Consider the following 13,521-nt stretch of genomic DNA (forward strand, 5'->3'; position numbering starts at 1 on the left):
CGCGAGCAGGCTCGATTCCACATTTGATTGCGTTCTATCTGGAAGAGCTCGGTTAAATGTGGGAGCGAGGCTTGCCCGCGAAGGCGGTCTGTAACACACCGCAAAAACCTCGCTGATCCCCCCGCCACAAAACCCCAACCGAACATCTATCCTTCATAAAGGTCAACCAAAGGAGAACAACGGACCGGAGGGATGCTCACTGTGCATATCGCGGACATAACCATGTTCTACGCCCCGGCCAGCGGTGGCGTGCGCACGTATCTGGATGCCAAGCACCGTCGCCTGAGCATCAAGCCAGGCATTCGCCATAGTTTGCTGATTCCAGGGGCACACTTGAGTGAGCAGGATGGCGTCTACTCAGTTCCAGCCCCGGCCCTGCCCTTCGGCAAGGGTTATCGTTTCCCCCTCCGCCTGGCGCCATGGCGAAATGTCCTGCAGGATTTGCAGCCTGACCTGATCGAAGTCGGCGACCCTTACCTTACCGCCTGGGCGGCTTTGGATGCGCGCCGGCAACTGGATGTGCCGGTGATCGGGTTTTATCATTCGGACCTGCCGCTGCTGGTCAGCAATCGAATGGGCAATTGGGTGACCCCGAATGTCGAGGCCTATGTCAGCAAGCTGTATGGCAACTTCGATCGGGTACTGGCGCCGAGTCAGGTCATGGCCGACAAGTTGATCGGTCTTGGGGTGAAGAATGTGTTCGTGCAGCCGTTGGGCGTCGACCTGCAAACATTCAATCCCGAAGCAAGGGACGACGGCCTGCGGGCCGAATTAGGCATTGATGAGAACACCCATCTGCTGATCTTCGCCGGCCGTGGCTCCAAGGAAAAGAACCTGCCGGTCCTGCTCGGCTGCATGAAGCGTCTGGGGCCTCGTTATCATTTGCTGTTAGTCGGTTCCTCCATGCCCGCTGTGGTGCCGGACAACGTGACTGTCGTCGACGAGTTCTGCCCGGCTACGCAAGTTGCGCGCTTGATGGCCAGCGCCGACGCACTGCTGCATGCCGGTGATCAGGAAACTTTCGGCCTGGTGATCCTCGAGGCCATGGCCAGCGGCATTCCGGTCGTGGCGGTGGCAGCCGGGGCCTTCGAGGAAATCGTCACCGATCAATGCGGTTTGCTCTGCGCGCCGAACAATCCCCTGGCGATGGCCAACGCGGTGCGCGAGTTGTTCAGTCAGGGCAGCGCCACCCTGGGCAAGTGCGCCCGCAGCCATGTTGAACAGCATTACGCCTGGGACGCCGTGGTCAACAGCCTGCTGGGGCACTATCACGCGGTGCTCGGCAGCCCATGGCCGCTGACCGCCAATGGTTGAACCCATGAACCTGCCCAGCCTGTTACTCGTGCTGCATGACGTTGCGCCGCAGACCTGGGCCGATTACCAGCCTTTTGTCGACGCCGTCGATGCCTTGGGCGATGTGCCGATGACCTGGCTGGTGGTGCCTAACTACCACAAGCACAACGACCTGGACGAGCATCCGGGATTTCGTCGGTGGCTGACCAGCCGCGTCGCCCGAGGTGACGAACTGGCATTGCACGGCTACTTTCATTGCGACGAAGGCCCTCCTCCCAGCAATCCCAGAGATTGGTTCATGCGCCGGATCTATACCCACGAAGGCGAGTTTTACAGCTTGTCGCAAGCCGCCGCCCTCGCCCGCCTGCGCGCCGGAATCGAGGTCTTCCATCGTTATCACTGGCCGCTGGAAGGCTTCGTCGCCCCGGCCTGGTTGATGAGCGAGGGCACTCGGCAGGCGTTACGCCAGTTACCGCTGGGCTACACCAGCGATTCACAGCATCTCTATCGTCTGCCGGATTTCACTGCCATCGATGCGCCGGGACTGGTCTGGAGTGCCCGCAGTGCCTGGCGCCGGGGCCTGTCGAAACTCGTCAGCGATCAGCGTGAACAGCGCTGGCGGCAAGCACCGGTGATTCGCCTTGGCCTGCATCCGGTGGACATGCGCCATGGATTTTCGCGTAGTTACTGGCTGCACACCCTCAAGCGCTTGCTCGATGAGGGACGAGTGCCGTTGACCAAGGCCCAGTGGCTCTCTTTGCACAGTGATCGTCTCGGTCGCGCCGCATGAGCCGGGGCATTCTGCTGTTTATCGCCCTGCTCGCCGCGGTGCTGATTCCGTTGCTGCTGGGCGGCAACGAGACGTGGTCGCGGCTGCAAAATTTCCCGTTGAATGAATTGCTGATCATGTTCGGCATGATCTTGCTGTGCTGGGTCGTGAATACCCTGCGCTTGCGCCTGTTGCTGGGCGATCAATGCGACAAGGTCGGCCGGGGCAAAAGTCTCGGCGTGGTGATGGCCGCCGAGTTCGCCTACTGCGCAACCCCCGGCGGCAGTGGCGGACCGCTGACCATCATGGCACTACTCGCGCGCAATGGCGTGCGCCCGGCACGGGGCAGCGCGGTGTTCGCCATGGACCAACTCAGCGACCTGCTGTTTTTCCTCTGCGCGCTGAGCGGGATTTTGATCTATGCGTTGTTCCAGCACCTCAGCGAGCGCCTGGAATGGTTGCTGATCGTCAGCGCCGTCTCCATGTTTGGCGGGTTGCTCAGTTGCGTGGTGGTAGCGCGCTACCATCGATTGCTGATTCGCCTGAGCGGGCGGTTGCTCGTTCGCCTCAACGTCAAAGGCACCACGCGCCTGCGCTGGGCACGCAAGCTCCTGCATTTCCTGGCGGCGTTCACTGACACGCTGAAGTTGCCCGTTCTGACGTTGATCAAGGTGTTTGCCCTGACCTGCGTGCATTGGCTCCTGCGGTATAGCGTGCTGTATCTGGCGTTGCGCGGGCTCGGCGCAGACTTGCAGTGGGCCTGGTGCTTTCTGATCCAGATGCTTTCACTGAGTGCAGGGCAATTCAGCCTGCTGCCGGGCGGTGCCGGGGCGGCAGAGTTGACCTCGGCGGCGCTGTTGGCGCCCATGGTGGGGAAATCCACCGCGGCGGCGGCGATTCTGATCTGGCGGGCGGTGACGTATTACTTCTACCTGGTGGTGGGTGGCCCGGTGTTTTTGTTGATGCTGGGGCGGCCGCTGCTCAAGAAGTTGATGAAGTTCAAGCAGGCTTAGGCTTGTCTTCGGGTTGTTGCTGCAACTGCTCCCACAACTCGGCGGCACCGGGAAACTCCGTGCCATCTTCAGGGCTCATCTCATCCGGGTCGTAACGACTCAAACAGCCCTCCCCCAACGTGGCGGGGGCCTTGGAAGTGGCTTTGTCGAGTGGATCGGCCATGGTCATGTCCTCAGTGCAGAAACGGCGAAGGGCCTGAAGCGATTGAACGCCCAGGCCCTTCGAATTTCAACCGCTGTGTGTGGCTATCAAAACACCACGGTCTTGTTGCCATGCACCAGCACCCGGTCTTCCAGGTGATAACGCAGACCGCGGGCCAGCACCATTTTCTCGACGTCACGGCCGAAACGCACCATGTCTTCAATACTGTCGCTGTGGCTGACGCGCACCACGTCCTGCTCGATGATCGGCCCGGCATCCAGCTCTTCGGTCACGTAGTGGCAGGTCGCGCCGATCAACTTCACGCCACGCATCGAGGCCTGGTGATACGGCTTGGCGCCGACGAACGACGGCAGGAAGCTGTGGTGAATGTTGATGACCTTGTGTGCATATTCCCTGCACAACGCGGGCGGCAGGATTTGCATGTAACGGGCAAGTACCACCACTTCGGCATCGTGCTGTTTGACCAGGCGCGAGACTTCGGCGAAGGCCGGCTCTTTGTCCTGTGGATTGACCGGTACGTGGTAATAGGGAATGCCGTGCCACTCGACCATGCTGCGCAAATCGTCGTGGTTGGAAATCACACAGGAAATTTCGCAATCCAGTTCATCACTGTGCCAGCGGTGCAGCAAGTCAGCCAGACAGTGGGACTCACGGCTGGCCATCAACACAACGCGCTTTTTCTGCGCGGTGTCGGTAATGCGCCAGTTCATCGAGAACTCTTCGGCAATGGGTGCAAACGCTTCGCGAAAGGCTTCAATACCGAAAGGCAGCGAATCGGCACGAATTTCGTGACGCATGAAGAACCAGCCACTCTGATTGTCCGAGTGATGGCTCGCTTCAGTGATCCAGCCGTTATGTGACGCCAGAAAGTTACTGACTTTAGCAACGATGCCGACGCGGTCCGGGCAAGCAATCACCAGCCGAAAAGTGCGCATGAGGGGGAAACTCCAGAACTTCGCAAAGGCCGCCATTCTAGCGATTGCGCAGCAAAACTGCAGTATTGATGACACATTGACCTGCACGCGGGTCAGTGGAACAGATTCCGGCAGCACCTCACCACCCGCGCGATGGTGTTCTTGTAGTCAATCTTCAAGCGCTCAATTGTGAATATCTGTGATGACTGCATCACACTTTTAACTCTGCGTTCAGTTTATGCCCTATTCACCGCAACTAATTTAAATAAAACACCGGTTAAATGTTTACTTGATGAAACACCCTGACTATTATTGCGGCACTGTCACCCTGCCATCCAGCGCCCAACATAAGGTAGTCCTCATGTCCTTGATCAACGAATATCGCGCCACCGAAGAAGCTATCAAAGAGCTGCAAGCCCGTTTGAAGAACCTGTCCCAAGACGACAAACTGCAAACCGAGCTGGAATTCGAAGGCAAACTGCGCACCCTGATGGGCGAATACTCCAAGTCCCTGCGTGACATCATCGCGTTGCTGGACCCAGAGTCCAAGACCAAAGCACCACGCGGCGGCGCAGTAAAAACTACTGGCACCAAGCGTGCTCGCAAAGTTAAACAATACAAAAACCCGCACAACGGTGAAGTCATCGAAACCAAAGGTGGCAACCACAAGACTCTGAAAGAGTGGAAAGCCAAGTGGGGCGGTGACGTGGTTGAAGGCTGGGCTACCTTGCTGGGCTAAGCCCAATAGGTTGTCAAAGACTTATCCGCGACAAAAAATAACGCCAGCTGATGCTGGCGTTTTTTTATGCCCGGAATACAGCCCGGGCATTTTTCGTTTTCAAAGATTCAAACGTTTGCGTAATCCCTGGACATAATTCTGCCATTCATTCAGTACCTCTCGCTGAAACGTTGTAGCAGTAACGCTCAATTGGGCTGCGGCTTCTACGAAACTTTCAAGCGTATTGGGCGCCCCCCACTCTGGGGTCGACAAACGTTGCTGACAGAATATTCGCCAGCGCTCTTGCTCCTCGAAATTCAACGTATCGGGGAAGTTGCGTGCGCGATAACGAAACAATAATTCAGGCAAACGTTCGTCATCGAAAGGCCACTGCTGTTGTGATAATTGGGCAGGGTCGGCGGCCCTGACTTGCTCACATAGACGACGATCCCGATCACCGATAAAACCATCGTATAACTGTTGTTCGGGGTCCCGGCTCGAGGTGAAATCTTCGCTGGCATAAACCGCTAACACTTTATCCCGCCAAACTTGTTGTGCGTCACTTAGCCGCAGTACGCGATCCTGATAAAGCGCCATGTCCAGCCCCAGGCGTTGCTGATCGTCAGTCCGAAGTACGGACAGCGGCGCCACCACCGGGCACTTGTTGATATGAATAAGCTTGAGCGGCACCGGAAATTCGCCGTCGGCCAGGTCATCACGGCGGGTGTACAGCCGCTGACGCAGGGTTTCTGCGTCCAGATCAAGCAACCCCTGGGGATCCAGGTGCAGGTCGCAGACAATCAGGGCGTTTTTGTTGCGCGGATGCCAGGCCAGTGGCAGCACGACTCCCACATAACTGCGAGCGGCCGAGAATCGCCCGGAAATGTGCACCATCGGCTGTAACAGTCGAATCTGATCCATCACCTTTTGTTTGCCGCGCAACTGGAACAACCAGTCATACAACTTCGGCTGCTTCTCGCGAATAAGCCGAGCCAGGGCGATGGTGGCGCGAACGTCCGACAGCGCCTCGTGGGCATTGCCGTGGTCAATGCCATTAGCGGAGGTCAGCCGTTCGAGTTTAAGCGTCACCCGCCCATCATCATCGGTTGGCCAGACGAGGCCATCGGGGCGCAAGGCATAGGCTGCACGCACCACATCAATCAGGTCCCAGCGGCTGTTGCCGCCCTGCCACTCGCGCGCATACGGGTCGAAAAAGTTTCGGTACAGGCTGTAACGGGTCATCTCGTCATCGAAGCGCAACGTGTTGTAACCCGCGCCACACGTACCCGGCGCCGCCAGTTGAGCGTGCACCCGGGTCATGAAGTCGGCTTCGCTCAAACCGTGTTCGGCCAGTTGGCCGGGCGTAATACCGGTGATCGCGCACGCGGCTGGATGCGGCAGGATGTCGTCGCTGGGCTGACAGAAGAGGTTGACCGGCTCGTCGATCTCATTGAGATCAAAGTCGGTGCGAATCCCCGCCACCTGGAGCGGTCGGTCGCATCGGGGATTGATGCCGGTGGTTTCGTAGTCGTACCAGAAGATCGAGGTCACGGGCTGTTCCTGAACTGAAGATCGGCAAAGTCTAGGCGTTCACATCCCGCCCCGGCCAGTAACTTGTCATTCAATCAGTTCTTGTTAGGTACCGTGCACTACATAGTTATGTCGTTTCCCCCCGAGAGGCTGCTAGCATCGGACGGACATAGAATCCCGAACAGGCCACATCAAGGTTGCCCATGCTCGAGACCACAGCACTGCCAAGGAAAGCGACGCTGCCCCCGCCACTGGACACGCGGTATCAAGTCGAAACGCCCGAAGGCATCGACTTGCCACTGCGCCCGGCCGGGTTGATGGTTCGTGCGCTGGCCTTCTCCATCGACCTCGGGTTGCGCGGGCTGATCCTCGGCGTGCTGTTTATCGTGTTGGCGTTTCTGGGAAAACTCGGCGCCGGGCTGGGCTCGATCCTGCTGTTCGGGGTGAGCTGGTGGTACATGGTGCTGTTCGAGGTCCTCAATCAGGGCCGTTCGCCGGGCAAGCAATGGATGGGGTTGCGCGTAGTACATGACGACGGCACGCCGATCGGATGGTCCGCCTCGCTGTTGCGTAACCTGTTGCGATTCGTCGACCTGTTGCCGTTTGGCTACTTCCTCGGCGCCATCAGTTGCCTGCAACACCCCTCCTTCAAACGCCTCGGTGACCTGGCCGCCGGCACGCTGGTGATCTATCGCGAACTACCGTTGACCCGACCACAGCTTCCCGACGTCCAGCCTCGGCGCCCGGCCTTTGCCCTGACGCTACCCGAGCAACGCGCGGTCCTCGGGTTTGCCGAGCGCCAGGGCGAGCTTTCCGAGGCGCGGAGCCATGAACTCGCGTCCATCCTTGCCCAACCCTTACAGGTTCCCGCGCCACGCGCCGTGGCGGAACTTAACGCCATCGCTCGTGGTTTGTTGGGGCCCGCATGAAGCAAAGTCTTTTCGAAAATCGCCACAAGGCCGAGTGGGCGCGGTTTTCCCTGATGCTCGAACAGCTGGAGCGCGGAAAGGAAGCGTCCGGCATTGCCGGTTTCCCGAAAGACTATCGACGGCTCTGCCAACAACTGGCACTGGCTCAGGAACGCGGCTACAGCAGTTTCCTGATTGACTCCTTGCAGCAACAGGTGCTGCGCGGGCATCAACAGCTTTATCGGCATCGCAGTCGATTGGGCGCCAACATACTGAGCTTTATCCTTGCCGACTTCCCGCGGCTGGTGCGAGAACAATGGCGCTTTGTGCTCGCCGCCGGCCTGATGTTTTTTGGCAGCCTGATCGGCTTCGCGCTGCTGGTGTATCTGTTCCCGGACCTGGTCTACAACCTGATCCCGGCCGAGCAGGTCAATGAGATGCAAAGCATGTACGACCCGGTCGCCGGCCATTTGGGCCGCTCGGCGGAACGCGCCGCCAGCGAAGACTGGGTAATGTTCGGTTACTACATCATGCACAACATCGGCATCGCCTTTCAGACCTTTGCCAGCGGGTTGCTGTTTGGTCTGGGCAGCGCATTTTTCCTGTTGTTCAACGGTTTGATGATCGGTGCGGTGGCCGGGCACCTGACGCACATCGGCTTCGGGCAAACCTTCTGGTCGTTCGTGATCGGTCACGGCGCGTTCGAACTGAGCGCCATTGCCCTGGCCGGTGCCGCCGGCCTGCAACTGGGCTGGGCGTTGATCGCCCCGGGACGCCTGCCCCGTGCCGAAGCGTTGCGATTGGCGGCGCGCAAAAGCGTGTTGCTGATCTGCGGCGTCATGCTGTTTCTGCTGATTGCCGCGTTTATCGAAGCCTACTGGTCGTCGATGACCGCGCCGGCACCCACGACCAAATACCTGGTCGGCGCGGCGCTGTGGTTGTTGGTGGCGACTTACTTGCTGTTTGCCGGACGGACCCGCCATGCGCCTGAGTGACGCCACGGTCGTGATCCGCCCGCGCACCTCTTGGGAAGCCATGGACCTGGGCGTGCTGCTGAGCCAGCGCCACCGACGGTTGCTGATGACCAGTTGGGCCATCATCACCTTGCCGATCTTCGCGCTGCTCAGCTTTTTCCTGTGGGATTCCCCCTCCCTCGCCGTGTTCATCTTCTGGTGGTTGAAACCGGCGTTCGAGCGCTTGCCGTTGTACATCCTGTCCAAAGCCATGTTCGGCGAAACGCCCACGTTGAAACAGGCATTGCGCCAATGGCCGAACCTGCTCAAACCACAACTGTTGGCCAGCCTGACATGGCGACGGTTGAGCCTGAGCCGCAGTTTTCTGATGCCGGTGGTGCAACTCGAAGGCCTGGCCGGCGATGAACGACAACAGCGCTTGCGGGTGCTGCTGCAGCGCAACGCCGGTGCCGCGCAGTGGTTGACGATCATAGGCGTGCATCTGGAAAGTGCGCTGTGGATTGGCCTGATGGTGCTGTTCTATATGTTCCTGCCACAGCAGGTTGAACTCGACTGGAGCTGGCAGACCTTGATCGCCGTGGCCACTCAGGACTGGCGCTGGCTGGAACACCTGACCAATTTCTTTTACGTGCTGGTGCTGATTGTCTGGGAACCGATCTACGTGGCCTGTGGTTTCAGTCTTTATCTGAATCGGCGCACGGTGCTGGAAGCCTGGGACATCGAACTGGTGTTCCGCCGATTGCGCCAACGCCTCAACACCACGGCGGTCACGCTGCTGCTGGCGGCGATAATGCTGGTGCCGACCACGCAAAACGTCTGGGCCGCCGAGCCGGTCATTACCCCGGACAGCCCACGTCTGCTGGACCAACCGCTGACCAGCCAGGCCTCCCGAGACGGCATCAAAACAATCCTCGATCAGCCCCCGTTCAAGAACAAGGAAACGGTGACCCGCTATCGATTTGGCGAAGACAAACCCGACACCAAAACCCCAGACGACGGGAAAACACCTGAATGGCTAAAGGCGTTGGCCGGTCTGCTCGACAGCCAGCGTTTCGGCTTTATCGCCAACCTGATTGAAGTGCTGCTCTGGGCCGCCGTAATGAGCGCCATCGGCGTGCTGATCTGGCGTTACCGCGACTGGTTGCAAGCGTTCGTCAGCCGTCGGCCGGTGTTGAACCGACGAGCCGCGCGTCCGTTACCGCAGCAAGCATTCGGCCTGGACCTGAGCCGCGAAACCCTGCCCGCCGACATTGCCGCCAGCGCCGAAAGTCTCTGGCAAACCAACCCGCGCGCGGCCCTCGGATTGCTCTATCGCGCCCTGCTCAGCCATTTGTTACACGACCACAACATGGCACTGAAACCCGCCGACACCGAAGGCGAGGTGCTGCAACGTGTCGAGCAACTGCACCAACCGGCCTTGCTCGCCTTCAGCAAATCACTGACCGGGCACTGGCAGAACATGGCCTACGGGCATCGCCTGCCACCTGCGCATTTGCAACAGGAACTCTGTGACGGCTGGCGAACATTGTTCGGCCCGGGAGCCGCCCGTTGAGCCGGCGCTTGTGGCTTTCGGTCGGTGTGTTCATCACCGTGCTGGTGGGCGCGCTGAGTGTTTATCTGTACCTGAAGGCCACGCCCTATCAGGCCGAAATCGATCACGGCCCCACCCCCGAAGCCCAGGCCAATCCCTATCTGGCCGCCGAGCATTTCCTGCGCAAACAAGGCCTGACCGTCGGCCATGCCAACAGCCTCGATGTGCTGCCCACCCTCGATCCGCGTCAGCACAGCCTGCTGTTGCTCGGCGACCGCTACAACATGACGCCGCGCCAGATTGATCAAGTGATGAACTGGACCCGGGCCGGCGGGCGCCTGTTGTTTGTCGCCCAGTCGCTGTGGGATGAAAAGACCGGCCAGAGCAATGACCTGCTGCTCGATCGCGTGCAGCTGCATCAGTCGCTGAGCAAAGACCTCAAGGAGCCGCCGCCTGACATCCTCGACGACCCGTTCCCCAAACTGACCAAGCTGTATCTGGAAGACGAGAACGCGCCGGCCTACGCCAGTTTCGATACGGCGTTCCATCTCGAAGACCCGAAAAACCTCGCGCAAGCCTGGGCCAACAGTGGCAAGGCTACGCACATGATGCAGCTCAACCACGGGCTCGGTTCGATCACTGTGGTCACCGACGCCGACCTGTGGAAAACCCCGGCCATCGGCCAATACGACAACGCCTGGCTGCTCTGGTACCTGACCGCCGACACGAGCGTGACCTTGCTGTTCAACACCGATCACGACAGTCTGCTGACCTTGCTGCTGCGCAACTTCCCTCAGGCGTTGGTCGCCCTCATCGCCCTGATCGGTCTTGCGCTCTGGCATGTCGGAGTGCGCCATGGTCCGCTGCTGGAACCGGCGTCGAAAGGTCGCCGGCAACTTCAGGAACACTTGCGCGCCAGCGCCGATTTCATGCTGCGCCGCAGCGGTCAGCACAGCCTGTTGCAAGCCTTGCAGCAAGACATCCTGCGCCGTGTCCGCCACCGACACCCCGGCTTTGAACAACTCGGCGTTGCCGAGCAATGGCTGGTGCTCGCGCGCCTGACCGGCCAGCCCACACGCGCCATCAGGCAGGCGATGAGCCCGCGACCGAAACGGCGGCTGTCCAGCGCTGAATTCAGCCGTCAGGTCGCGCACCTTCAAACCTTGAGGAACACGCTATGAGTCAACAGATCGAGCCCGGCAGCGCGACTCACGCCGCCCAGCAACGCCAGCGCGCCAGTCAGTTGGCCCAGGCCGTGCGCAATGAGCTGCAAAAAGCCGTGATCGGCCAGGACAGCGTGATCGACGACGTCCTCACCGCACTGATTGCCGGTGGTCATGTGTTGCTCGAAGGTGTGCCGGGCTTGGGTAAAACGCTGCTGGTGCGTGCCCTCGCCCGCTGCTTTGGCGGCGAGTTCGCGCGCATCCAGTTCACCCCGGACCTGATGCCCAGCGACGTTACCGGGCACGCGGTCTACGACCTGAACACCGAGCAGTTCAAACTGCGCAAAGGTCCGATATTCACTAACCTGCTGCTGGCTGACGAGATCAACCGCGCCCCGGCGAAAACCCAGGCCGCGTTGCTTGAAGCCATGCAGGAACGCCAGGTCACCCTGGAAGGCCGCGCCTTGCCCATCGTGCAACCGTTCATGGTGCTCGCCACGCAAAACCCGATCGAACAGGAAGGCACGTATCCACTGCCCGAAGCCGAGCTCGACCGCTTCATGCTCAAGGTGCGCATGGACTACCCCGACGCCGAGCAAGAGCTGGACATGGTCCGTCAGGTCAGCCGCTCGACCCGTGCCGACATGCTCGACGTGCAACCGCTGCGCATGGTGTTGCAAGCCAAGGACGTGCTGGCCTTGCAGCGCATCGCCAGTGATCTGCCGCTGGACGACCAGGTCCTCGATTACGCCGTGCGCCTGGCCCGCACCACCCGCACCTGGCCAGGCCTGACCCTCGGCGCCGGGCCACGCGCCTCCATTGCCCTGGTGCGTTGCGCCCGCGCCCGCGCGCTGCTGCGTGGCGGCGACTTCGTGATCCCGGATGACATCAAAGGTTGCGCCCTGGCAGTGCTGCGCCATCGTGTACGGATCGCCCCCGAGTTCGACATCGAAGGGCTGGACGTCGATCAGGTGCTCAAGCAGTTGCTCGATCAAGTGCCGGCGCCGCGTCTGTGATTACATCCCTACCCAACACAAACCCTGTGGCGAGGGAGCTTGCTCCCGCTGGGTTGCGCAGCAGCCCCAAAACCATCCAGCGCAGAGTGTCAGATAAAACGTGCCTTTCTGATTTGCGACTGCTGCGCAGCCGAGCGGGAGCAAGCTCCCTCGCCACAGAAAGCTCTTTTGCCACAAAAGGTGTGCGCTGATGAAACCGTCACGCCTGTTGCTGATCTGGCTCGCCGTGCTGCTGGCCATCGGCATCGTGCTGGGCTCATTGCAAGCACTGGAATTCGACGTACCCTCAACCCTGTTGTCGATCAACTGGGGATTGTTGCTGGCGCTGCTGACCCTGGCCGTTCTCGACGCCGTTCGCCTCAAACGCTTGCCCTCTCCGCGCCTCCAGCGCCAGATGCCCGGCAGCCTGGCGCTCGGTCGATGGAGCGAAGTGCGGCTGGAGGTCGAGCATGACTTTGATCAACTACTGAACATCCAGATCTTCGACCATGTTCCGGAAGGCCTGAGCTTCGAAAACCTCCCGCTACTGGCAGAACTGCAACCCGGTCAACAGAGCCTTGTCGGCTATCGACTGCGCCCCCTAAAGCGCGGTCATTTCACCTTCGAACACTGCGAAATCAGCCTGCCGAGCCCCTTGGGTTTATGGTCAGACAAACGCCTGCTGAACGTGACCGACAGCACCCGCGTCTACCCCGACTTCGCCCATCTCTACGGCGGTGAACTGCTGGCGGTCGACAACTGGCTCAGCCAACTCGGCGTGCGCCAGCGTCAACGGCGTGGCCTGGGCCTGGAATTCCATCAATTGCGCGAATTCCGTGAAGGCGACAGCCTGCGCCAGATCGACTGGAAAGCCACTGCCCGGCAACGCACACCCATCGCCCGCGAATATCAGGACGAACGCGACCAGCAGATCATCTTCATGCTCGATTGCGGCCGACGAATGCGCAGCCAGGACGGTGAACTGGCCCATTTCGATCACGCACTCAATGCCTGTCTGTTGCTCAGCTACATCGCCCTGCGCCAGGGCGATGCGGTGGGACTAAGTACCTTTGCCAGTGATCGAGCGCATTACCTCGCCCCGGTCAAAGGCACCGGCCAGCTCAACGAATTGCTCAACACCGTCTACGACCTCGACAGCACCCAACGCCCCGCCGACTACCAAGCTGCCGCCACGCAGCTACTGGCCCGACAGAAACGCCGTGCGCTGGTGGTGCTGGTCACCAACCTGCGCGACGAAGACGACGAAGAACTGCTGACCGCCGTCAAACGCCTGAGCAAACTGCATCGGGTGTTGGTGGCGAGTCTGCGCGAAGACTTGCTCGACGGCTTGCGGCACGCGCCGGTGCAAACCTTGCCGGAAGCGCTGGCTTATTGCGGGACGGTGGATTATTTGAATGACCGGGCGGAGCTCCATGAGCGATTGAGCGCTCATGGAGTGCCGGTGGTGGATGCCCGGCCCTCAGAGTTGGGGGCCGAGTTGGTGACGCGGTATTTGAGCTGGAAGAGGGCTGGGGGGATTTAGCAACATT

General features: G+C 60.2%; 13 protein-coding genes. 10 read left to right on the forward strand and 3 right to left on the reverse strand.

Annotated elements, in window-relative coordinates; all coding sequences use genetic code 11:
* Positions 1–192 precede the first annotated feature (192 nt).
* Genes gpgS through gpgF form a run of 3 tightly spaced genes read left to right on the forward strand, consistent with a single transcriptional unit; the run spans position 193 to position 3,075 of the window.
* Positions 193–1,314, forward strand: coding sequence for an N-acetylglucosaminyl phosphatidylglycerol synthase (gpgS, locus tag ACA075_RS23540; protein WP_497295654.1), 1,122 nt, complete (start codon positions 193–195; stop codon positions 1,312–1,314).
* Positions 1,307–2,083 carry an N-acetylglucosaminyl phosphatidylglycerol deacetylase gene (gpgD, locus tag ACA075_RS23545; protein WP_497295656.1) on the forward strand — a complete coding sequence of 259 codons (777 nt, stop codon included), beginning with the start codon at positions 1,307–1,309 and terminating at the stop codon, positions 2,081–2,083. Before gpgS ends, gpgD begins: the two co-directional genes overlap by 8 nt.
* Positions 2,080–3,075 (forward strand): glucosaminyl phosphatidylglycerol flippase, encoded by a 996-nt coding sequence (gpgF, locus tag ACA075_RS23550; RefSeq protein WP_497295658.1) that lies wholly within the window; start codon positions 2,080–2,082, stop codon positions 3,073–3,075. The genes gpgD and gpgF overlap by 4 nt, the downstream gene beginning before the upstream one ends.
* Here gpgF and ACA075_RS23555 read toward each other — a convergent pair.
* Both ACA075_RS23555 and purU read right to left on the reverse strand, forming a co-directional pair.
* Positions 3,062–3,238 carry a hypothetical protein gene (locus ACA075_RS23555; protein ID WP_010457533.1) on the reverse strand — a complete coding sequence of 59 codons (177 nt, stop codon included), beginning with the start codon at positions 3,236–3,238 and terminating at the stop codon, positions 3,062–3,064. The two genes, gpgF and ACA075_RS23555, sit on opposite strands and share 14 nt — an antisense overlap.
* An 86-nt stretch (positions 3,239–3,324) precedes the next feature.
* On the reverse strand, positions 3,325–4,173 hold the full coding sequence (gene purU / locus ACA075_RS23560) for a formyltetrahydrofolate deformylase (protein ID WP_219095513.1): 849 nt from the start codon (positions 4,171–4,173) through the stop codon (positions 3,325–3,327).
* 340 nt (positions 4,174–4,513) lie between these two features.
* Here purU and mvaT point away from each other — a divergent pair, with 340 nt between their 5' ends.
* Positions 4,514–4,891: a histone-like nucleoid-structuring protein MvaT gene (gene mvaT / locus ACA075_RS23565; RefSeq protein WP_007933316.1), complete on the forward strand. Its 378-nt coding sequence runs from the start codon at positions 4,514–4,516 to the stop codon at positions 4,889–4,891.
* A 99-nt stretch (positions 4,892–4,990) separates the two neighbouring features.
* Here mvaT and sbcB read toward each other — a convergent pair whose 3' ends face one another.
* Positions 4,991–6,421 carry an exodeoxyribonuclease I gene (sbcB, locus tag ACA075_RS23570; protein ID WP_497295660.1) on the reverse strand — a complete coding sequence of 477 codons (1,431 nt, stop codon included), beginning with the start codon at positions 6,419–6,421 and terminating at the stop codon, positions 4,991–4,993.
* 182 nt (positions 6,422–6,603) lie between these two features.
* Between sbcB and ACA075_RS23575 the strand changes: the two genes are divergently transcribed.
* The 6 genes from ACA075_RS23575 to ACA075_RS23600 all read left to right on the forward strand — a co-directional run bounded on the left by ACA075_RS23575 (position 6,604) and on the right by ACA075_RS23600 (position 13,514).
* Positions 6,604–7,329 carry an RDD family protein gene (locus ACA075_RS23575; protein ID WP_497295662.1) on the forward strand — a complete coding sequence of 242 codons (726 nt, stop codon included), beginning with the start codon at positions 6,604–6,606 and terminating at the stop codon, positions 7,327–7,329.
* On the forward strand, positions 7,326–8,303 hold the full coding sequence (locus tag ACA075_RS23580) for a stage II sporulation protein M (RefSeq protein ID WP_497295663.1): 978 nt from the start codon (positions 7,326–7,328) through the stop codon (positions 8,301–8,303). The genes ACA075_RS23575 and ACA075_RS23580 overlap by 4 nt, the downstream gene beginning before the upstream one ends.
* Complete coding sequence (locus ACA075_RS23585; RefSeq protein ID WP_497295665.1) at positions 8,290–9,834, forward strand: DUF4129 domain-containing protein; 1,545 nt, start codon at positions 8,290–8,292, stop codon at positions 9,832–9,834. The genes ACA075_RS23580 and ACA075_RS23585 overlap by 14 nt, the downstream gene beginning before the upstream one ends.
* The gene (locus ACA075_RS23590; RefSeq protein WP_497295666.1) at positions 9,831–10,994 is read left to right on the forward strand and encodes a DUF4350 domain-containing protein; all 1,164 of its coding nucleotides are present in this window, start codon (positions 9,831–9,833) and stop codon (positions 10,992–10,994) included. The genes ACA075_RS23585 and ACA075_RS23590 overlap by 4 nt, the downstream gene beginning before the upstream one ends.
* Positions 10,991–11,992, forward strand: a complete 1,002-nt coding sequence (locus ACA075_RS23595) for an AAA family ATPase (protein WP_497295668.1) — start codon at positions 10,991–10,993, stop codon at positions 11,990–11,992. The genes ACA075_RS23590 and ACA075_RS23595 overlap by 4 nt, the downstream gene beginning before the upstream one ends.
* Positions 11,993–12,182: 190 nt before the next feature.
* The gene (locus ACA075_RS23600) at positions 12,183–13,514 is read left to right on the forward strand and encodes a DUF58 domain-containing protein (protein ID WP_497295670.1); all 1,332 of its coding nucleotides are present in this window, start codon (positions 12,183–12,185) and stop codon (positions 13,512–13,514) included.
* Positions 13,515–13,521: the final 7 nt, after the last annotated feature.

The organism is Pseudomonas sp. LBUM1663, from assembly GCF_059695905.1.